Raw genomic sequence first — 20365 nt, forward strand, 5'->3', positions numbered from 1 at the left:
CATGAACCGAATCGAAGCTCTTTCCCCCGTCCATGTCCTATCCCCGCCGCTACCTGCCGGATTGCGGCGGGGCCTTGTCACCACGGCCCGCGCCGCGCGCTGGCGGCCGGGGCTTGCCACCGGCTGCCGCCATGCCGAAGTCTTCGCGCCTGCCGGGGAAGCGAGCGGGGCAGGGCTCGCGCTGGCCCTCGCGCGCGATGCCCTGCAGGCCGATGAGGATGACCAGCGCCCCTGGCTCTGGGTGCAAGACAAGGCAGCGCTCAGGCTTTCGGGCCGGCCCTATCGCCCGGGGCTCCCGCCGCATTTGCGCCACCGCCTGATCCACGTCGCCGCCATGACGCCGGAGGACGCGCTTTTCGCGCTGGAGGAAGGGCTGCGCTGCCGCGACCTCGCTTTCGTCATCGGAGAAATCGCGGGCAATCCGCGTGCGCTGGATTTCACCGCCTCGCGCCGGCTCAGTCTTGCGGCGGAAAAGCACGGCACCGCGCTGTGGCTGGTACGGCTCGATGCACGCACCAATCTGGGCTCGGCCCGCATGCGCTGGCGCGCCGCCGCCGCGCCATCGCCGCCGCCGCGCTGGAACCCGCAGGCGCCGGGCCGGGCCAGCTGGTCGGCCGAACTGTTCCGCGCCCACACCTTTCAACCCGGATACTGGACCTTGCGCGATGACGGCAATGCTCTCGCCGCTACCACAGCGCCGGATCATGGCGATCTGGTGCGCGGACCTGGCGCTCGATCGCTGGCGGCTGGCTGAAGGCTGCGCGAGGGGCGCAGGCGCCGATGCCGCTCCGCTCGCGCTGATCGCCGAAACCGCGCACGGCCCGCGCATCGCCGCAGTCAACGCTGCGGGCGCGGCGCAAGGCGTGCGCACGGGGGTGATGCTGGCGGATGCGCGCACGCTCTGCCCGGCGCTTGCCGTGCGCCCTGCCGATCCGGCGGGTGACCTCGCGTTCCTCGAGCGCCTCGCGCTCTGGGCGCAGCGCTGGGGGCCTTGGTCTGCGCTCGATGCGCCCGATGGCCTCATTGTCGATACCACCGGCACCGCGCACCTGTTCGGGGGTGAGGCCATGCTGCTGGCGGACGCGCGCGCGCAGTTGCGGCGCCGGGGCCTTGCCGCGCGCGCGGCGATCGCGCCGACGGCGGGCGCAGCCTGGGCGCTCGCCCATTTCGGACCCCAGGGCGCGATCCTGGAAGGCGACGACCTGATGGACCGTCTCGCCGCGCTGCCGGTTGCGGCGCTGCGGCTCGATGACGATGTCCTGCTCCTCCTGCGCCGCTTGGGTCTCAAGCGACTGGAGGATCTTGCCGGTATCGGACGCGAGGCGCTGGCCCGGCGCTTCCGCAACCGCCGCTCGCCCGGCGCCAATCCGCTGGTGCGGCTCGACCAACTGCTCGGCCGCGTGCCCGAACCCTTGCTGCCGGTCATCGGCACCGAGCAGCCCATGGTCCAGCGCCGCCTTGCCGAGCCGATCCGCCACCGCCCCTTGCTCGACCGCGTGGTCGCCGATCTGGCGGCAGACATGGCGCGGCTGCTCGAGGGGCTGAGACAGGGCGCGCGGCGGCTTGAGCTCGCCTTGTGGAAGGTCGATGGCGAAGTGCTCGTGCGGCGGCTGGAAATGGCGGCGGCGGCGCGCGATCCCTTGCATGTCTGCCGCTTGTTTGCCGCGCGGCTCGATGATCTCGACGCCGGCTTCGGCATCGAACTGGTGCGTCTCGGCGCGCCATGGACCGAGCCCTTGGTCATGGGGCAGGCCGAACTCGAAGCCGCCGCCGAAGCGCGCGGCACCAGCCTCGCCGCCTGCATCGACCGGTTGACGGTGCGGCTCGGCGCAGAGGCCGTGCGCCGCCCCGTGCCGCGCGCCAGCCACTTGCCCGAACGCGCGCAGCGCTGGGCCCCCGCGCTCGATCCGCTGCCAGGCCTCCAGGAAGATTTCGCCTTCCACGAGCGGCCCTTGAAGCTGCTCGACCGGCCTGAACCCATCGCGGTGATCTACGAAGCGCCCGACGGACTCCCCCGCCTGTTTCGCTGGCGGGGCGCCGTGCACGAGATCGCGCGCGCCGAGGGGCCCGAGCGCATCGCGCCCGAATGGTGGCGCGAACGCGGCACCGTACGGCTGCGCGACTACTACCGCATCGAGGACAGCACCGGCCGCCGCTACTGGATCTACCGCCACGGCCTTGCCGGTGACGGCCGCGGCGGCGCGCCCGAATGGTTCCTGCAGGGGCTTTGCGCGTAAGTGCCTGACGCGCCGCTCACCCCCGCGCGGCGGCATGTCGCGCCCGAAGAGGAGGGCGCAGCACCGCCCCCCCGCGCGCCGTTCGTCGAACTCGGCCTCGCGACCTGCTTCTCGTTTCTGCGCGGCGCGTCGGACCCGGTCGATCTCGTCCTCGCCGCGCACCGGCTCGGCTATGATGCCATGGGCGTGGCGGATGCCAATTCGATGGCCGGCGTGGTGCGCATCCATGGCGAGGCCAAGGCGCTTGGACTGAGGCCTGTGATCGGCTGCCGGATCGAGACCGTCGAGGGCCTCGCTTTCCTGGCCTATCCGGCAAACCGCGCCGCCTATGGCCGCCTGTGCCGCCTGATTTCCGCCGGCCGGATGGCGCGGCTCGATGGGGAATGGCAGGCCAAGGGGGTGTGCGAGATCGACCTCGCGCTGCTGGCGGCGCATGCCGAGGGCGTCCACCTCGTGCTGCTCCCTCCGCGCGATCTGGACGCGCGCTTTACCGTCGAAATGGAGAGCAATGTAGTCCCCCTCCCGCTCGCGGGAGGGGTTAGGGGTGGGCAGGCAGCAAGCGCGGCGCCCGAACAGCCCACCCCCGACCCCTCCCGCGAGCGGGAGGGGGGAAGAAGGGACAACCCCTCCGTCCTTCGACAAGCTCAGGATGAGCGGGAGGGGGGAAGTCGCCACAGAATATCCCTCCCTTTTCCCGCGCTTATCCCCCATCTTGCCTACAGGCTGCCCACCCTGCGCCACCTCGCCGCCAGCTATCTCTACAGCGGCGACGACATCGCCCGGATCAGCGCGCTTGATGCACTCGCCAGGGCGCATGGCCTCGGCCTCCTCGCCACCAACGACGTGCTCTATCACGAGGCGGCGCGGCGACCCTTGCAGGACGTGATGACCGCGATCCGCCACAAGACCACCGTGGCGCGCGCCGGGCACTTGCTTCACCCCAATGCCGAGCGGCACCTCAAGTCCCCCGCCGAGATGGTCCGTCTGTTCGAGCGCTGGCCTCATGCCGTCACCGCCGCGCGCGATCTTGCCGATGCCTGCCAGTTCGGCCTCGATGAACTGCGCTATGAATACCCCGAGGAAATCTGCCCCGAGGGCCGCACTCCGCAAGACTGGCTGGAGGAGCTGACCTGGGCCGGCGCGGCGGGGCGCTATCCTTCCGGCGTGCCCGGCAGCGTGCGCGATACGCTGACGCGCGAGCTGGCGCTGATCGGCCGGCTAAACCTCGCAACCTACTTCCTGACCATCAAGGATATCGTTGATTTTGCGCGCAATCAGGATCCGCCGATCTTGTGCCAGGGGCGCGGCTCGGCGGCCAATTCGGCGGTGTGCTATTGCCTCGAGATCACCGCAGTCGATCCGGCGCGTCACGCGCTGCTGTTTGATCGGTTCATTTCCGAGGAGCGCAAGGAACCGCCCGATATCGACGTCGATTTCGAGCACGAGCGGCGCGAGGAAGTGATCCAGTACATCTATCGCCGCTATGGCCGCCAGCGCGCCGGACTTTGCGCGACGGTGATCCACTACCGCCCACGCATGGCGATCCGCGAGGTGGGCAAGGCCATGGGGCTGTCGGAAGACGTGACCGCCGTCCTCGCACGCACCGTCTGGGGCGGCTGGGGGAGCGAGATTGCCGAGAGGAATGTGGCGCAAGCCGGGCTCGATCTGACTGATCCACATCTCAGGCGAGTTCTGAAACTTACAGAACAAATGATTGGCATGCCGCGCCATCTCTCGCAGCATGTCGGCGGTTTTATCCTCACCCAGGGCCCGCTGACCGAGACCGTGCCGATCGGCAATGGCGCCATGGCGGATCGCAGTTTCATCGAATGGGACAAGGACGATATCGACGCACTGGGCATTCTCAAGGTCGATGTGCTGGCGCTCGGCATGCTCACCTGCATCCGCAAGTGCCTCGATCTCCTCGATGCGCACCATGGCCGCGACCTGACGCTCGCGACGGTGCCGCGTGAGGACCCGGAAACCTACGCCATGCTGCGCAAGGGCGATTCGCTGGGCGTGTTCCAGGTCGAGAGCCGAGCGCAGATGAACATGCTGCCGCGCCTGCGCCCGCGCGAATTCTACGATCTCGTCATCCAGGTGGCGATCGTGCGACCGGGGCCGATCCAGGGCGATATGGTCCATCCGTACCTGAGGCGGCGGCGGGGCGAGGAGGCGGTGATCATTCCCGCACCGGGCCCAGCCTTCGGCCCGCCGGACGAGCTGACCTCGATCCTCGGGCGCACGCTCGGCGTGCCGATCTTTCAGGAACAGGCGATGAAGATCGCGCTTGATGCGGCCAAGTTCACCGGCGCGGAAGCGAACCGGCTGCGCAAGGCCATGGCCACCTTCCGTAGTCGCGGCATGGTCGACGAACTGCAGGACATGATGGTCGAGCGCATGACCGCGCGCGGCTATGACCGCGATTTCGCGCAGCGTTGCTTCAATCAGATCCGGGGTTTTGGCGAATACGGCTTTCCCGAAAGCCACGCGGCCAGCTTCGCGCACCTCGTCTATGTCTCCAGTTGGCTCAAGTGCCACTATCCGGCGGCGTTTGCCTGCGGCCTGCTCAATTCGCAGCCGATGGGCTTCTATGCGCCTGCGCAGATCGTGCGCGATGCGGCGGAGCACGGCGTGGTCGTGCTGCCGGCGGATGTGAACCATTCGATGTGGGACTGCACTTTGGAGGAGATTTCACGCGGAGACGCGGAGGCGCGGAGGGAAGAAGAAGTTGGTTCGCGCAGAGAGCGCAGAGGAAGCGGAGGCCGCAGAGATGTCGCGCATGGCGGCGAAGCCGCTTCCTTATCGTACGCGGTTTCGGACAGGATATCCGCCTGCGGCGCACAGGACATCTTTGCGATCTCTGCTTCCTCTGCGCTCTCTGCGAGAAACCCTTCTTCTCCTCTCCGCGCCTCCGCGTCTCCGCGTGAACCCCAATTCGCGCTCCGCCTCGGCCTGCGCCAGATCGATGGCCTGCCCGAACACGTCGCCGCCGCGCTCGTTTCCGCGCGCGAGGCTGGCTGGCAATTCGCCGATGTCGCCGCGCTGAAAACGCGCGCCGGGCTTTCGCCGGCGATGATCGAGCGGCTCGCGGCGGCCGATGCCTTCGGTTCGATGGGGCTGCCCCGGCGGCAGGCGCTGTGGGATGCGCGCAGCCTCATTGCCGCGAATGCGCTGCCGCTCTTCGCCGCCGCGGACGCACGTGAGGAGGGGGAGGAGCGGGCGCGCACCCGCCTGCCGATCATGCCGCTTTCCGAGGAAGTCGTCGCCGATTACCAGACCCAGCGCCTTTCGCTGAAGGCGCATCCGATGGTCTTCCTGCGCGCCGATCTGGCCGAGCGCGGCTTTGTGCGCGCGGCGGACCTGAGGGAGCGGAAGGTGCGCTCGATGGTCCGCGTCGCGGGCGTGGTGCTGGTGCGCCAGCAGCCGGGCAGCGCGAAGGGCGTGTGCTTCATCACGCTGGAAGACGAGACGGGCGTGATCAACCTCGTGATCTGGCCCGATCTCAAGGAGAAGCAGCGCAGTGTGGTGATGGGCGCGCGGCTGATGGAAGTGCGCGGGCGCGTGGAATACGACGACGAGGTGATCCACGTGATCGCAGCGCACCTCACCGATGCGAGCGATGGGCTGGCGCGGCTTTCGGACGATCCGCTGCAGCCCGCGATGGCGCGCGCGGATGAAGTGAACCGCCCCATCCCCGGCCGCATGCCGCCCCCTGCGCGCGGCCATCCCCGCAACGTGCGGGTGATCCCCAAGTCGCGCGATTTCCACTGAAGGCACGCCCGCCACAATTGCGCCGTGCAGCGGGGCTAGCGGCTTCGCGCATGGATATCGTGAGATTGGGACCCGAAGACGCCGAGCGCTTTTTGGCGCTGCGGAAGGCGATGTTTGACGCCGAGGCGCTGAACTTTCGCGGCGCTGCCGAGGATGACGCTGCCATTGGCCTTGCCGCCTGGCGCGAGCGACTGGCCCGCGATCATGTCTATGCCGTAGTCCAAGGCGACGACTGGATCGCAGTGGGCGGTCTGACCCGCCTTGCTGGACGCAAGCTCGATCACAAGGGCCTCGTCTGGGGCATGTATGCCTTGCCTGCCGCGCGCGGCACCGGGGCAGCGGTGCGCATTCTGGATCAACTGGAAACCGCAGCCCGAGATCTAGGCCTGCGCCAGTTGCAACTCACCCTCATGGCCGACAACGCACGAGCCCGCCGCGTCTACGAACGCCACGGTTATGTGCTCTATGCGATCGAGCCTGACGCAGTGCGGCGGGACGATGCGAACCACCTGGACGAAGCGCTGATGTGGAAGCGGCTTTAGGGCCAAGCTTCAAGCCATTCTATTCGCTACCGAACCTGGCCCACAGCTTCGGGTAGCGCCTGGCCAGATCGGCCGGCTCTTCGCTGAACTGCACGCCGCTGGGCTTGGTGTCATAGGCCATGGCAGCGATGACCGGCATGTTGTTCCAGTCCTGGCCGGTCTTGGCGGCCCATGCCTCGCGCGCGGCATAGGCGAATTCCTCGAACGAAACGTCGCCTGACAAACCGGGGGGGATGATATCTGCCAGCTTGTCCGGATCGGCCAGCACCGCCTCGAAGGTCTTGCGGCCCCGGGAAATCAGCCAGCAGCGAAAATACTCGAAGCCGTCATCCGACACCCCGCCACTGGCCACGAACGCCGCGCCCCACAGGTCCCACGAATAGGAACGGCGCATTGTCGCGTCGAAGATCCGCTCGAAATCGGCAATCCTGTTGGCCGGAAGCCGGTCAAGGCCTGCACGAAGATCGGCCAGTTGCGCGTCCGGGTCAGCCCCAAGCGTCGCCGAATGGTCGATCAGGGCCCAGAAATCGCGCTCCTTGAGACGGTCCGCATTGTCAGTGGATGGGATGGATTGCGGGCTGCTTGTCTGTGCTTGGGCCATTCCGCCCGCAAGCACCTGGAGCCCAGGCATCGCCGCCGCCACGATCACGAGCCGGACAAACGACAAGCCGTTCATGCGGCGCTCCCCGGATCAATCCGCCCATGCGCAAGGCGGCGCTCGTCTGGCATTTGCAGCGCCAAGGCTTCGCTCAGGTCCGCAGCCGCTCGATTCCCTGCGCGAGGGCGACGTAGAGCTTGCCCATGTCGGACGAGAGCAGCGTGACGCCCAGCGCATGGCCGTCGCGCGTTGAAAGCAGCTGGCGCAGCATCGCCTCGAAATCGTGGATGTAGCGGTTCACATGGCTGCGGAACTCGCTGTCGGTCTCGTAATGCTGCTGCACCACCCGCACTTCGGCGTTGTCGAGCAGGCTGACCGCGCGGCGGGTGAAAATGCCGCGGTCGCCGCGCAGATATGAGGCCCAAGCGGTTTCCGAAACGTCGGCCGAAAGCACTTTGGCAATATCGATCGAGGTTGAATTCAGCGATTCGGTGATCAAGGCGGTCCGGCGCGCGAAATCATTGTCGACTTGTTCTTCGGCGCGCTCGCGGGCACGGGCGACGCGGCTTTCGAGATTGCCGGCCAGTTCATCCACCTTGGCAAGCTGGTCGCGCATCTGAATCGCGGTCTCGCGGCTGGCCGAGGCGGCGCTGTCGATCGCGTCCTCAAGCCGGGCGATGAGCTCGGCCCCGCGGCCCTGCAGCACGCGCATGATCGCGGCATTGCCTTCGTCGCCCAGCTTGCCCGCCAGCGCCTCGATCTCGCGCGTTGCGCCCTCGCGCAGGTTTTCTCCCATGCGGCCGGCGGCATCGGCCAGTTCTGTGATCGCGCCCGAAAGGCGTCCGTCGATATCCTGTGACAGTGCCTCGCTTTCCTGGCGCGCGGCCGTGAGCAGCGTGCGCAGCTCGCCAAGCCGGGCTTCCTGCTCCGTCGCCTGGCCGAGGAAGCTCTTTTGCAGGCGCGACATTTCCGACATGGCTGCCTTGAGATCGTCGCGCGCGCTTTCCACGCTTTGTGAGAGCGCGCGGCCGGTATCGCCTGCTTCGCCCAATGCGCCGCGCAGGCCCTCGACCCGGTTTTCGAATCTGCCAAGCCCGGCCTCGGCGCTGCTCAGCGCAGCGGGGAGCGCCGTGCCGGCATGTTCGCCGCCGGCCTGGATCAACTCGAGCAGGCGGAATGCCGATTCGGTCAGCGTTTCAATCTGGCCGTCGGTTCCGAACAATGCCTCACGCATGTCGACAAGGCGCTGGTTGAGCGCAGTCAGCGCGCGGTCGACAGCAGTGGCCGTCGCGTCGCTCTGCCCGCTCGATGCGTGCAGCGTGGCGGTGAAGGCCGCGACCCGTTCGGCCACGGCATCGCATTGCCGACCGAGCGTCTGTGCTTCCTCGAGCTGGCGCTGGCGCTGCGCCTCGATCGCTTGATCGAGATCGGCCAGCTTGCGCGCGAGGGCTTCCGCTGCTTCAGCTCCGGCACTGGCCATGGCGGCGCGGCGCTCGCTGATTGCAGTGTCGAGTTCGCCCAGGCTCTGGCCCAGAGCCGCACGTTGTTCGGCGGCCGCCACTTCGAGGTTGGCCCTGCGCCCGGAAAGCTGCTCGTCCAGCGCGGCGGCATCTTCGGCGAGGCGGCGGGCGAGATCGGCCGCGCTTGCCTCGAATGCGGCGAGCCGCTCGCGCGAGGCAGAAATCAGCGCTTCGTGATCGCTGCCCAGCGCTTCGATTGCTTCGCGCACCGCTGCCAACTGGTCTTGCGAACGCTGCGTGAACTGCTGCAGCGAGGCCTCTTCGGCACTGCCCAGCGCACGGCTGAAGGCGCCGGTTTCCGCGCGCATCGCGGCAAATCGTGCGCCCAGTGCGGCCACGGTATCTTCCTCGATCGCGATAATCGCCTCACGTTGACGAGCCAGTTCCTCGCCAAGCGTTTCGGAGCGTGCGCGGATCGCGGCGAGCGCGGCGATCTCCTCCTGGTCGAGCTGCTGGCGATGCGCTTCGGTGCCCTCGGCCAGCGCGGCAAAGCGGGCCTCGCTGATCGTGGCAATGTGCGCAGCGGCATTGCTGAACTGGGCCATCGCATCTTCGACCCGCTCGCGCACCGTGCCGACCTGCCGTTCACTGGCGAGGCCGAACTCGTTGAGCCGCTGGAAGCCGACGACGAGATCCTCCAGCTGTGTGTGCGCGGTGCGGCCGGCCATGGCGATCGTGTTGGTCACGTCCTTTGCGGCATTGGCGATGACCGGCAGCTGGCCGCGCAGCTTCTCCATGTTTTCAAGCGCATGGTCGGAAACGGTGCCGATGCGTTCCACTTCGGCGCCATTGTCCGCGATCAGTGCCTTGAGATGGCCCGCGCTCCCGCCGATCCGCTCGACCGCGATGCGCCCGAGCGATTCCAGATCGCGGCCCTGCGCCGCGATGAATTCGCGCGCGAGCGACAGTTCGGTGTTGACTGCGACGAGGCGGCGTTCGAGCCGCTCCGATTCGAGGCTGAGCAGCCGTGCGGCATCGCCAAACCGCGCCGCCTCGCGCCGGCTGTTGCGGCGCCCGACGAGAAGCGCGACGAGCACGACCAGCACCGGACCCGACCAGCTGGAGATCAGTCCGGTCCATACGGCAAGCGGCTGCGCGCCCGCAAAAACAGCGCGATTGGCGATGACGAACGCCGCCGTCCACCCGGCAATGATCAGGCCGGAAAGCGCAATGCCCAGCCAATCTCGGGCAAATTCAGAGGCTTGGTCGTCGCTATCAACCCAGGCTGAGGCGATATCTTCGGGATCCGGGGGGATTGGCCAACCGCTTTCGGCGGTACCGTTGCTGCCTGTGGCGGGCAAAGGAATAGCCAAGCCGGGTTCGGCTTCCACGGGTGCGGGCTCGTCGGCGAGGCGCTTGCCCACCAGCACTTTGGCCGCGCCGGACACGCCGTCTTCAATGCCGCCTTCTATGGCGATGATCTTTCTGCCCCCTGACATAATCCGGTGCTTACCACAGGTCGGCCCGCCGCTTAAAGGCAGCTTAACCCATAATGGTTATTTGTCCGCATATGGCTTACCTTGGCGATGCGATCGATGCCCATCTGGCCGCGGCTACCGGCGATGACCCCGCGCTTTTCCGCGAACTGCGCGCCGCTTTCGTGGAGAGTGCGCGGCGCCAGCTCGATCTGCTGGGCCGGGCGCGCTGCGACGGGAACTGGGAAATGGCGGCGCTGCGGCTCAAAAGCCTCGCCGCGACGTTCCACGCCGACGACCTCATTGCTCTGGCCGACGAGGCTCTGGCAGGCGTGCCGGGCGAACCTGCGATCCTGCGCCGCATTGCCAGTGCGTTGGATTCGATCGAACCCACCGACTGAGACGCGGCCAAGCTTGGCAGCGCGCGCGCCTGCGCCTAGCATGGGGCAAAAGGAGATTGCCGCCTTGCGGGTCGCATTGTTGTCGTTGATGGACGCCGTTGTTGGCGAGCCGCAGGGTCTTCGCGGCCTGCTGCCGATTGGCGGCCGCTCGATCCTGCGCCACCAGCTGGGTCTTGCCATGGCGCTGGGGTGTTCGCGCATCGTAGTGCTGGCCGAAACGCTGACCGGCGATCTCGTTGCACTCCAGCACGCGGCCGAAGCGGGCGGCGCGCGCTTCCACGTGATCGCCTCGGCGCGTGCGCTCGCACCGCTGGTAGCGGCCGAGGACGAACTGCTCGTGCTGACCGAGGGGCTGCTGGCCATGCCGGAGGATGCGCTGCGCCTGCTGGGCGACTGGCCGGTGATCCTCACGCTTCCGGTAGAGGCGGGCTTGCCGCTCGGTTTCGAGCGGATCGATATCAACAGCGCTGGAGCCGGGGCCATGCTGCTGCCGGGCAAGATGATCGCCGCGCTGGGCGATCTGCCGGGTGACTGGAACCCGGGCTCGGCGCTGCTGCGGATCGCGTCGCAGGCGCGGGTGGTGCAGCGCGAACTGCCTGCGGTGTTGCTCGATCAAGGACGCTGGCGCCTTATCCGTGACGAGGCCGAGGCGCATCGGGCCGAGCCTGGCTGGGTGCGGCTGCACACCGCGAGCGCGCTTGTCCGTTCGCCGGGGCTGTGGATCGCCGCCGGCGTCGTACGCCTGCTCGGTCCGGCGCTCCTTCATGCCGGAACGCGGCCCTATGTGATCGCGCTGGCTGCGGCGATCACTGCGCTGCTCGGCGCGGGTGCGGGCTGGTTCGGATGGAGCGCGGCGGGCTTTGCCATGCTCGCGCTTGCCTGGCTCGTGCTGCAGGTAGCGGGGCTGCTGGCGCGGGTGGAGCGCGATTCGCTGCTGGCCTGGTCCGGCGGTGCCTCGTTCGATGTGCTGGCCGAGGCGGCCCTCGATTGCATGTTAATCACCTTGTGCGCCTGGCGCAGCGAGATTCCGGCCGTGACCGGCGTGCCCTGGGGCATTGCCTGGTTCCCGCCGGTGGTGCTGCTCCTGCTTGTGCGGCTGTTGCGGCGCCTGCAGCCGGAGGAACCTTGGACGTTCTGGCTCAACGACCGGTTCGTGGTGGGCGCGCTGCTCGCGGTGACAAGCGTGCTGCTGCCGTTCGATTTTGTGCTGCGCGTACTGGTGGTATCGCTGATCGTCGTCGGCCTTGTGCTGGGGCGGCGCGGGGATGCCGGGGCCGCAGGCCTGCCGGGTCCGGGCAAGCCGGCATGAATGCGCGGCGCGCCATGCGCTGGCCTGCATCGCAAGGCCCGGGTTGCACCTTGCGGCGAGCCTGCCGTCTAACCGCGAATTAACCAGTTCCGGGCTAAGCTTCTTCCCATGGCCAACCTCGCACCTTCCGGCGCCGCGGCACGCGCAAACGCCGCGCTGCTGGCCGAAGAGCTTGCCGCCGCGCGCGGCTCGGTGGCCAATGTCGTCCCGATTCTGCGGCATCTGCTGCGCAGCGACGTCAATTCCATCTTCAGCGACGAAATCGTGGCGCGGGTGCGCGGCATGTTCCTCGATGTGGCGCGTCAGCTGGTTATCGCGCTGGCCGAGGCGGCCGGCCATGCCGAGCCCGAGGCCTGGGCGCACCGGGCGGCGGACGAGCTGGCCCATGTCCTTGCCGACAGTCCGGCATTCCTCGAGCATTTTCATACCCTTGCGCTTGAATGGCAATGGACCGAACGACTGGCCCAGAGCCGCGCGCTTGATCCGGTGCTGCCACCGCTGCTGCAGGCGCGGATGGGAGAGCCCGATCCGCAGGTCTCGGCAGGCGCGATGACCCTGCTCGCGGCGCAGGCGCGCTTCTGCCAGAACCAGCGGCGTATGCAGCTGCCGCTGGCCGAACTGCCGGGGGACCTTGTCCATATCGCGCTTGTCACCATGCGTGCTCATGTCGGCGCTGACGGGAATGCCGATGCCTACGCTCTGATCGCCGAGCGCAGCGTGCGCGGCCGCATCGACGAGGCGCGCGGTCGGCTCGGCCAGCTGCGGCGCGTGCTCGATGCAATGGGCGATCAACCGGACGCGGCGCTCGATCTCGATTCTTCCGGCATTGCGCTGTTCGTTACTGCGTTGGCGCGCGGATCGGGCCAGACCCGCGAAGCGGCGATCATGGCGACAGTCGATACCCAGATGCCGCGCCTGGCGCTTTCCTTGCGCGCCTGCGGCCTTGCGGGGGACGCCATCACTGCGCGCGTTCTGGCGTTTCACCCCGATGCCCGTGTCCCCGAGGCAATCGGGGATATCGGCCCCGGCGAGGCCGCCGCGCTGCTCGCAGATACGGCCGCAGCGCCATGAGCGCGATGCAAGGGCAGGGGCCGTCCGCAGCCGGGCGGATCGGGGTGATCCGCGCACATAGCGACGGCGCGGACAGGCTGCTGGCGGCAGACGAACCGCTGGCCGGGCTCCAGCGGCGTTGCGGGGGCGCGGTGCCGGGCCCCATCGCTGTGCCCGCCCTGTTGGCGCTGGTGCGCCGCGTGCGCCGGACGCGCCAGGCCGCATCACGCACGATCCATTCAGTGGATGAGGGGCGCCCGGTCTCGGCATGGGCAGTCGTCGCCCCCGCAGGCGAGGGCACCGCGATCGAGCTTAGCCGCTGGCGCCAGGCCGAGGAACCCCTGGCGGAGAGCCCGCCACCCGAGGGGTTGCTGCGCCAACTTGCTGAAGCCGAGATCCTGCTGGACGAGGCGCAGCGGGTGATCGCCGCCGAGGTGCGCGCCGCCGATCTTGCCGGCCTTGCCGCCGCGCTTGATGCGGGGCGCGGCCGCTTCTGGACCGATTTCGTCACGGTCGAGCGGGTCAGCGATCATATGACCGCCCGGCAGGGCCCGCTCCATTGGCAGCTGCTCGACGATGCGCCGTTCACCGTTGCCGGGTCGGCGAGGACCTGGCGCGCCCGGATCCTGCCGCGCATGCAAGGCGGCTTCGAGCTGCTCGCCATCCCCGAGACCATCGAGGCGCTGCCCGAGGCGCCGGACGATACGCAAGGCGCAGGCGCGGAGCCCGCCAGCCCCGAACAGGGCTGGAACCGCCTGCTCGGCCGCGATCTCGCGCCCGCCTTGCGCCAGCCGATCACCCGCATCATCGCCAATGCCGAAACCATCCGCACCCGGCTGGCCGGGCCGCTGGCGGATGAGTACGCCGGCTATGCCAAGGACATTGCCGAGGCTGGGCGCCACCTCATGAGCCTGATCGAGGACTTGGCCGATCTCGAGGCGGTCGAGGCTCCCGGCTTTGCGCCTGCGCCCGACCAGATCGATCTTGCCGACTGCGCGCGCCGCGCGGCGGGCATCCTTTCGGTGCGTGCGCAGGAACGCGGCATCGTGCTCAAGACCCCGGATTCGACTGTTCGCGTTCCTGCAATCGGCGAGTTCCGTCGGGTCCTGCAAGTGCTGCTCAACCTGCTCACCAATGCCATCCGCTACAGCCCGGAAGGCTCGGCGGTCACGCTGGAAGCCGGCGAACGCGAACACGGCGCATGGATCGCGGTGCGCGATGAGGGGCAGGGGTTGACCGAGGAGCAGGCCGCGCGGGTGTTCGACAAGTTCGAGCGCCTCGGCCGCAGCGGCGATGGCGGCACCGGGCTCGGGCTCTATATTTCGCGCCATCTAGCGCGGGCGATGGGCGGCGATCTTGTGGTCACGAGCGCGCCGGGCGAGGGCGCGCGCTTCGAGCTAAGCCTTCCGCAGAGCAGCGCGGCACCGCGGGCCGACTGAGGCTTACCTGCGGCGCTGCGCCAGCACCAGCAGACCCGCGCCCGCACTCGCGAGCACACCGCCCCAGAGGATCCACACCCGCTGTTCGAGCATGAAGCTGGAAGCCGGCCACATGATGAGGCCGGCCCCCTGGCCCATCCACAGGAGGCCCATGGCAAGAGCGGCGATACCGAGCACACGCAGGATCAAGGTCATGCTTTAGTCCCTTCGTTTCGCCGCCCCGAAGCCTCAGCGTTCGCTGACGGGAACGTAATCGCGCTGCACCGGCCCGGTGTAGAGCTGCCGCGGACGGCCGATCTTCTGGCCGGGATCGCTGATCATTTCGTTCCACTGCGCCACCCAGCCGACCGTGCGGGCAAGGGCAAAGAGCGCGGTGAACATCGCGGTCGGGAAACCGATCGCCGAGAGAATGATGCCCGAATAGAAGTCGACGTTCGGGAACAGCTTCTTCTCGATGAAGTACGGGTCGCTGAGCGCCAGTTCCTCGAGCCGCAGCGCGGTCTCGAACAGCGGATCGGTGACCTTGAGCGAGGAGAACACCTCGCGCACCGTCTGCTGCATCACGGTCGCGCGCGGGTCGTAGTTCTTGTAGACGCGGTGGCCGAAGCCCATCAGGCGGAACGGATCGTTCTTGTCCTTGGCGCGCTCGATGTAGTGCGGGATCCGGTCGGGCGTGCCGATTTCCTTGAGCATGTTGAGCGCGGCTTCGTTGGCGCCGCCATGCGCCGGGCCCCACAGGCAGGCGATGCCCGCCGCGATGCACGCGAAGGGATTGGCGCCGGAGGAGCCGGCCAGACGCACGGTCGAGGTCGAGGCGTTCTGCTCGTGATCGGCATGAAGGATGAAGATGCGGTCGAGTGCGCGCTCGACGATCGGGTTCACCTCGTATTCCTCGGCCGGCACCGCGAAGGTCATGCGCAGGAAGTTGCCGGTGTAGGAGAGGTCATTGCGCGGATAGACGAAAGGCTGGCCGACCGAATACTTGTAGGCCATCGCCGCGATCGTGGGCATCTTGGCGATCAGGCGGTGGGCGCTGATCTTGCGCTGCTCGGGATCGGAAATGTCGGTCGAGTCATGGTAGAACGCCGAGAGCGCGCCGACCACGCCGCACATGATCGCCATCGGGTGCGCGTCGCGGCGGAACCCGCGGTAGAACACCGAGAGCTGTTCGTGGACCATGGTATGCCGAGTGATCGTGTAGGTGAACTGCGCCAGCTCTTCGGCTGAAGGCAACTCGCCGTTGAGCATCAGGTAGCTCACTTCCATGAAGCTCGAATGCTCCGCGAGCTGGCCGATCGGGTAGCCGCGGTGGAGCAGCACGCCCTCATCGCCATCGATATAGGTCAGCGCGCTGTCGCAGCTTGCCGTGCTGGTGAAGCCCGGATCGTAGGTGAACTTGCCGGTCTCGGCATAGAGCTTGCGGATGTCGATGACATCGGGACCGATCGTGCCGCTCTTGATTGGCATCGTGGTGGTCTTGGTGCCATCACTCAAGGTCGCCTGGTTGTCGCTCACGCTCTACCTCCTGTTTGCGCATCGAATTGCGGCTCGTGGCCGGCTGACTTGGGTTCGGGCCGAGGCCCGGAAAGTTGCATCACGCGGCCGGTCCCGCCTGGTCGTTGATCCGGGCAAGCGACTCGTCTCGGCCAAGAAGCACAAGTACGTCGAAAATGCCCGGTGAGGTAGTCGTGCCGGTCAGCGCCGCGCGCAAGGGCTGCGCCAGCTTGCCGAGGCCCAGGCCCCGCTGCTCTGCCATGGCCTTGAGCGCGGCTTCAAGCTGGGCGGCGGCCCATTCCTCACCCGCCAGCCGCGCCGAGATCGCCCCCAGCAAGGCGCGCGCATCTTCGGTCAGCAATCCGGCGGCTTTCTCGTCGAGCGCCAGCGGGCGCGCCGCAAAAAGGAAGGCCGCTCCGGCGGCAAGTTCGTTGAGATCGGCGGCCCGCACCTTGAGCACCGGCATCGCTTCGGTGAGGAGCGCAAGGCCTGCGGCATCGAGTCCGTCGATGCGCTTCGCCACAAGCGTGGCAAGCCGCCCATCGTCCGACTCGCGGATATAGTGTCCGTTGAAATTCTGCAGTTTCTTGATGTCGAAGCGCGCCGCGCCCTTGCCGACATCGCCGATCTCGAACCACTCTACCGCCTGTTCGCGGCTGATGATCTCGGCATCGCCGTGGCCCCATCCGAGGCGCAGGAGATAGTTGAACACCGCCTCGGGCAACAGCCCCAGCTCGTCACGATAGGCATCCACACCCAGCGCCCCGTGGCGCTTGGAAAGCTTCGCTCCGTCCGCCCCGTGGATCAGCGGGATATGGGCATAGGCGGGATCGTCCCAGCCTGAACCTTCGACGGCCTGCATCGCGCGGATCACGACCAGTTGGCGAAAGGCATTGTTGATGTGGTCATCGCCGCGGATCACGTGGGTGACGCCCATGTCGTGGTCATCGACGACAACGGCTAGCATATAGGTCGGCGTGCCGTCGCTCCGCAGGACCACGTAGTCGTCGATCTCGACGTTCTGGACGGTGATCGGGCCCTGCACGAGATCGTCGATCGTCGTTGCACCCTCACGCGGGGCCTTTATCCGCACCACATAAGGCTCGCCCTCGGGCCAGCTCCCCGGTTCGGCATCGCGCCATTCGCTTTCGATGCGGAAGGGCCGCCGCTCGGCCTGCGCGGCGGCGCGGCGGGCAGCGAGTTCTTCCTGCGTGAGGTAGCAGCGATAGGCGTTTCCGGCGTCAAGCAGCTTGTGCGCCACCTCGGCATGGCGGGCCGAGCGGGCAAACTGGAACACCGGTTCCTCGTCGCCGCCAAGGCCGAGCCAGTTCAGCCCGTCGAAGATCGCTTCGATGGCAGGCTCGGTCGAGCGCGCGCGGTCGGTATCCTCGATGCGCAGCAAGTAGGTTCCGCCATGATGGCGCGCGAAAAGCCAGTTGAAGAGCGCGGTGCGCGCGCCGCCGATATGCAGGTAGCCGGTGGGCGAGGGTGCGAACCTGGTGACAACGCGGCCCGTCACGGCAGCGGTGCCCGCGCCTGATCCAGCGGAAACGGTGTCACTCGCGCTTGCCATCCTCGGCGCTATCCTTCCTAATTCCTGCCATGCTGCCGACTGTGGCCCAACCCCTTGGCGAACCCGCAACCTGGCGGACACGCCTCTGGGACAAACTCGTCTCCTTGTCCAGCATGCACCGCACCATGGAAGCGTTCCTGGCAGGGCGTCCGTTCGAGCGCGGACCCTGGCTGGCGGTGGGCTTCGGCATTGGAATCGCTTGTTGGGCAGTGCTGCCGGGGCCGTGGCAATGGGCAGGCTTTCTGGCATTGTGCGGTGCGGCGGGGGCGGGCGGCCTGCTCATCGATGTCGAGGGTGAACTGGGCCACTTGCGCGCCGCGCTGATCGGCATGTCTCTGATGCTGGCGGCAGGCTGCCTGGCGATCTGGATCAAGTCCGCACTGGTCGGCGAACCCGGCATTGCGCGGCCCGAAGTGGTCACCTTGCAGGGCCGACTGCTCGACCGGCAGGTCGAAGGCGCGCGCGACCGGGTGCGCTTGTTGATCCGCGCGCAAGTCGAAGGTCATGCAAAGCCGCTGCTGGTCCGCCTCAACCTGCCCGACGCCGCCGATCAACCCGGCCTTGTCGAAGGCGCCGAGGTTCGCCTGCGCGCGCGGCTCATGCCGCCCGCACCGCCGATGCTCCCGGGCTCCTATGATTTTGCCCGCGCTGCCTGGTTCCAGGGGCTGGCCGCAACGGGCAATACCGTCGGCCCCGTCAGGCTGGTCACGCCGGCGCAGGAGGGCTGGTCGCTGCGGCAGTGGCAGCAACGCCTTGCCGACCATGTCCGAGCCCGGCTTTCGGGATCGCCAGGAACGATCGCGGCGGCCTTCGCGAGCGGCGACCGCGGCGCGATTGCGCAGGACGACGAGGAAGCCATGCGCGACGCGGGCCTCACGCACCTGCTCTCGATCAGCGGCCTCCATGTGAGTGCGGTGATTGCCGGCGCCTATTTCCTGACGATCCGGCTGCTTGCGCTGATCCCGTTCATCGCGCTGCGGGTGCGCCTGCCGCTGCTTGCGGCCGGCGTCGGGGCAGGGGTAGGCGTGTTCTACACCGTGTTGACGGGGGCCGAAGTGCCGACAGTGCGCTCGGTCGCGGGCTCGCTTCTGGTGCTGACGGCGCTGGCGCTGGGGCGCGATCCATTGTCGCTGCGCCTGCTAGCCACCGCAGCGCTTTTCGTGATGCTGCTCTGGCCTGAGGGTGTGCTGGGGCCCAGCTTCCAGATGAGCTTTGCCTCGGTGATCGCCATCGTCGCGTTCAGTACCTCGGCACCGGCCAAGGCGTTTCTCTCGCAAAGCCATGAGGGGCGGCTCACGCGGCTGGGGCGGCATCTGGCAATGCTGCTGCTGACCGGCATCGTCATCGAACTCTCGCTCATGCCGATCAGCCTGTTCCACTTCCACCGCGCGGGCATATACGGCGCGGCGGCCAACGTGATCGCGATCCCGCTGACGACCGTGCTGACGATGCCGCTGATCGCGCTGGGGCTTGCGCTCGACCTGTTCGGGCTCGGCGCGCCGGCGTGGTGGGCGGTGGGCAAGTCGCTCGAATTGCTGCTGTGGCTCGCCCATGCAGTAGCCGCGCAACCGGGCGCGGTGACAATGATGCCGGGCATGGGCGCGGGCACGTTCGCGCTGTTTGTAGGTGGGCTGCTCTGGCTGGCCCTGTGGAGCGGCCGGGTGCGGCTGTGGGCCTTCGCGCCGATTGCGCTGGGCATGCTCGCGCTGCTGCTGACACGCACGCCCGATGTGCTGGTTTCCGGTGATGGGCACCATGTCGGGATCACCGGGGAACGGCCCGATCTGCTCGTGCTGCGGGCGGTACGGGAGGAAAGCTTTACCCGCACGGCGCTGCTGGAGAACGCCGGGATGACCGGCGATGCGGTGGCGCTTGAGGACTGGCCGGGCGCGCGGTGCAATCAGGACTTCTGTGCGATATCGCTTGTGCGGGGCGGGCGGCGGTTCGAACTGCTGATGGCGCGCGGGCGTGATCTTGTGGCAATCCCGGTACTGGCCAGCGCCTGCGCGCGGGCTGACATCGTGATTGCTGATCGCCGCCTGCCTGCCGCCTGCAAACCGCGCCTGCTCAAGGCCGATCGCGCACTGCTGGGTCAGACAGGCGGGCTCGCCATCGATCTCGTGTCTGGCCGGGTGCGCACGGTGGCCGAAACGCAGGGCGAGCACGGCTGGTTCCGCCGCCCGCCGCCCTATGCGCCCCGTACCCGGCAGGCAGGTCCGACCCCGGCCTCAACCCGAGTGCCGGACCCCGCATTCACTCAGTGATAGCGGCGCAGCAGCCCCGCAAGCTTGCCCTGAACCTGGACTTCGTGCGGCTGGTAGTACTGCGGATCATAGGCCGCGTTGGCCGGATCGAGCCGCACCATGCCCTTCTCGCGCCGCAGATACTTGAGCGTCGCTTCCTCGCCGCGCACCAGCGCTACGACAATCTCGCCGTCGCGCGCGGTATCAGTGCGGCGCACGAGGGCGTAGTCGCCGTCGAGAATGCCGGCCTCGACCATCGAGTCGCCCGAGACCTCCAGCGCATAGTGCTCACCCGAGCCGAGCAGCGCGGCGGGGACGGGCAGGGTGGAGGTGCCTTCCAGTGCCTCGATCGGCACGCCCGCAGCGATCCGGCCGTGCAAGGGGATCTCGATCACGTCGTTTGCCGCCGAGCGCGCAGGGGCCTGGCTGCGCAGCGGGGCAAGCGTGCTTGGCGCGCTGGCAGCCGCGCGCTGCGTGGGCTTGGCTCCGCCCGCATCGCTTTCGCGGATCACTTCGAGCGCGCGCGCGCGGTTGGGCAGTCGGCGGATAAAGCCGCGCTCTTCCAGCGCCGAGATCAGCCGGTGCACGCCGGACTTGGACTTGAGGTCCAGCGCTTCCTTCATTTCCTCGAACGAGGGGGAAATGCCTGAATCTTCAAGGCGGGTCTGGATGAAGGTCAGCAATTCATGCTGCTTGCGCGTGAGCATCCGAGCGCACTCCCGTTTGGTGAACGAATGCGGAACGAATAAGCAACGAAATTATACCCGTCA

Annotated in this window: 15 protein-coding genes; 9 read left to right on the plus strand and 6 right to left on the minus strand. The window is 67.9% G+C overall.

The genetic code is table 11. The features are described from left to right. The first annotated feature begins 1 nt into the window (after nucleotide 1). From WCL10_RS14785 to WCL10_RS14800, 4 genes are read left to right on the plus strand one after another with little or no spacing between them, the layout of a single operon-like run. On the plus strand, nucleotides 2-754 hold the full coding sequence (locus WCL10_RS14785; RefSeq protein WP_336896430.1) for a hypothetical protein: 753 nt from the start codon (nucleotides 2-4) through the stop codon (nucleotides 752-754). Beyond that, nucleotides 666-2237, plus strand: a complete 1572-nt coding sequence (locus WCL10_RS14790) for a DUF6504 family protein (protein WP_336896431.1) — start codon at nucleotides 666-668, stop codon at nucleotides 2235-2237. The genes WCL10_RS14785 and WCL10_RS14790 overlap by 89 nt, the downstream gene beginning before the upstream one ends. Next, on the plus strand, nucleotides 2238-6011 hold the full coding sequence (locus WCL10_RS14795; protein ID WP_336896432.1) for an error-prone DNA polymerase: 3774 nt from the start codon (nucleotides 2238-2240) through the stop codon (nucleotides 6009-6011). 50 nt (nucleotides 6012-6061) lie between these two features. After that, nucleotides 6062-6553, plus strand: a complete 492-nt coding sequence (locus WCL10_RS14800; RefSeq protein ID WP_336896433.1) for a GNAT family N-acetyltransferase — start codon at nucleotides 6062-6064, stop codon at nucleotides 6551-6553. A gap of 19 nt (nucleotides 6554-6572) precedes the next feature. Here WCL10_RS14800 and WCL10_RS14805 read toward each other — a convergent pair whose 3' ends face one another. Next, nucleotides 6573-7229 carry a DUF4240 domain-containing protein gene (locus WCL10_RS14805; RefSeq protein ID WP_336896434.1) on the minus strand — a complete coding sequence of 219 codons (657 nt, stop codon included), beginning with the start codon at nucleotides 7227-7229 and terminating at the stop codon, nucleotides 6573-6575. Between the two features lie 73 nt (nucleotides 7230-7302). Further along, nucleotides 7303-10110: a hypothetical protein gene (locus WCL10_RS14810; protein WP_336896435.1), complete on the minus strand. Its 2808-nt coding sequence runs from the start codon at nucleotides 10108-10110 to the stop codon at nucleotides 7303-7305. A gap of 71 nt (nucleotides 10111-10181) precedes the next feature. Here WCL10_RS14810 and WCL10_RS14815 point away from each other — a divergent pair, with 71 nt between their 5' ends. The 4 genes from WCL10_RS14815 to WCL10_RS14830 all read left to right on the plus strand — a co-directional run bounded on the left by WCL10_RS14815 (nucleotide 10182) and on the right by WCL10_RS14830 (nucleotide 14285). Further along, entirely contained in the window at nucleotides 10182-10487 is a 306-nt protein-coding gene (locus WCL10_RS14815; RefSeq protein WP_336896436.1) for an Hpt domain-containing protein, read from the plus strand. An 88-nt stretch (nucleotides 10488-10575) separates the two neighbouring features. After that, nucleotides 10576-11796, plus strand: a complete 1221-nt coding sequence (locus WCL10_RS14820) for a hypothetical protein (RefSeq protein ID WP_336896437.1) — start codon at nucleotides 10576-10578, stop codon at nucleotides 11794-11796. Between the two features lie 108 nt (nucleotides 11797-11904). After that, entirely contained in the window at nucleotides 11905-12867 is a 963-nt protein-coding gene (locus tag WCL10_RS14825; RefSeq protein ID WP_336896438.1) for a hypothetical protein, read from the plus strand. Beyond that, nucleotides 12864-14285 (plus strand): HAMP domain-containing sensor histidine kinase, encoded by a 1422-nt coding sequence (locus tag WCL10_RS14830; protein WP_336896439.1) that lies wholly within the window; start codon nucleotides 12864-12866, stop codon nucleotides 14283-14285. Before WCL10_RS14825 ends, WCL10_RS14830 begins: the two co-directional genes overlap by 4 nt. Before the next feature lie 3 nt (nucleotides 14286-14288). Here WCL10_RS14830 and WCL10_RS14835 read toward each other — a convergent pair whose 3' ends face one another. The 3 genes from WCL10_RS14835 to gltX all read right to left on the minus strand — a co-directional run bounded on the left by WCL10_RS14835 (nucleotide 14289) and on the right by gltX (nucleotide 17352). After that, entirely contained in the window at nucleotides 14289-14480 is a 192-nt protein-coding gene (locus tag WCL10_RS14835) for a hypothetical protein (RefSeq protein ID WP_336896440.1), read from the minus strand. A gap of 33 nt (nucleotides 14481-14513) precedes the next feature. Next, nucleotides 14514-15779, minus strand: a complete 1266-nt coding sequence (locus tag WCL10_RS14840) for a citrate synthase (RefSeq protein ID WP_336896488.1) — start codon at nucleotides 15777-15779, stop codon at nucleotides 14514-14516. Between the two features lie 100 nt (nucleotides 15780-15879). Next, entirely contained in the window at nucleotides 15880-17352 is a 1473-nt protein-coding gene (gene gltX / locus WCL10_RS14845; RefSeq protein WP_336896441.1) for a glutamate--tRNA ligase, read from the minus strand. Between the two features lie 29 nt (nucleotides 17353-17381). Between gltX and WCL10_RS14850 the strand changes: the two genes are divergently transcribed. Then, complete coding sequence (locus WCL10_RS14850; RefSeq protein ID WP_336896442.1) at nucleotides 17382-19616, plus strand: ComEC/Rec2 family competence protein; 2235 nt, start codon at nucleotides 17382-17384, stop codon at nucleotides 19614-19616. Here the strand turns inward: WCL10_RS14850 and lexA are convergent. Beyond that, entirely contained in the window at nucleotides 19610-20302 is a 693-nt protein-coding gene (gene lexA, locus WCL10_RS14855) for a transcriptional repressor LexA (protein WP_336896443.1), read from the minus strand. The genes WCL10_RS14850 and lexA overlap by 7 nt on opposite strands. Between the last annotated feature and the right edge of the window lie 63 nt (nucleotides 20303-20365).

This window comes from Novosphingobium sp. (genome assembly GCF_037133355.1).
Taxonomy (GTDB): Bacteria; Pseudomonadota; Alphaproteobacteria; order Sphingomonadales; family Sphingomonadaceae; genus Novosphingobium.

Bases quoted from the DNA above. Each gene is read 5' to 3' on its own strand.
- WCL10_RS14790 (WP_336896431.1), top strand. From the start codon at position 666: ATGACGGCAATGCTCTCGCCGCTACCACAGCGCCGGATCATGGCGATC.
- WCL10_RS14815 (WP_336896436.1), top strand. From the start codon at position 10,182: ATGGCTTACCTTGGCGATGCGATCGATGCCCATCTGGCCGCGGCTACC.
- lexA (WP_336896443.1), bottom strand. From the start codon at position 20,302: ATGCTCACGCGCAAGCAGCATGAATTGCTGACCTTCATCCAGACCCGC.
- WCL10_RS14805 (WP_336896434.1), bottom strand. From the start codon at position 7,229: ATGAACGGCTTGTCGTTTGTCCGGCTCGTGATCGTGGCGGCGGCGATG.
- WCL10_RS14810 (WP_336896435.1), bottom strand. From the start codon at position 10,110: ATGTCAGGGGGCAGAAAGATCATCGCCATAGAAGGCGGCATTGAAGAC.
- gltX (WP_336896441.1), bottom strand. From the start codon at position 17,352: ATGGCAAGCGCGAGTGACACCGTTTCCGCTGGATCAGGCGCGGGCACC.
- WCL10_RS14820 (WP_336896437.1), top strand. From the start codon at position 10,576: ATGGACGCCGTTGTTGGCGAGCCGCAGGGTCTTCGCGGCCTGCTGCCG.
- WCL10_RS14850 (WP_336896442.1), top strand. From the start codon at position 17,382: ATGCTGCCGACTGTGGCCCAACCCCTTGGCGAACCCGCAACCTGGCGG.
- WCL10_RS14835 (WP_336896440.1), bottom strand. From the start codon at position 14,480: ATGACCTTGATCCTGCGTGTGCTCGGTATCGCCGCTCTTGCCATGGGC.
- WCL10_RS14785 (WP_336896430.1), top strand. From the start codon at position 2: ATGAACCGAATCGAAGCTCTTTCCCCCGTCCATGTCCTATCCCCGCCG.
- WCL10_RS14825 (WP_336896438.1), top strand. From the start codon at position 11,905: ATGGCCAACCTCGCACCTTCCGGCGCCGCGGCACGCGCAAACGCCGCG.
- WCL10_RS14830 (WP_336896439.1), top strand. From the start codon at position 12,864: ATGAGCGCGATGCAAGGGCAGGGGCCGTCCGCAGCCGGGCGGATCGGG.
- WCL10_RS14800 (WP_336896433.1), top strand. From the start codon at position 6,062: ATGGATATCGTGAGATTGGGACCCGAAGACGCCGAGCGCTTTTTGGCG.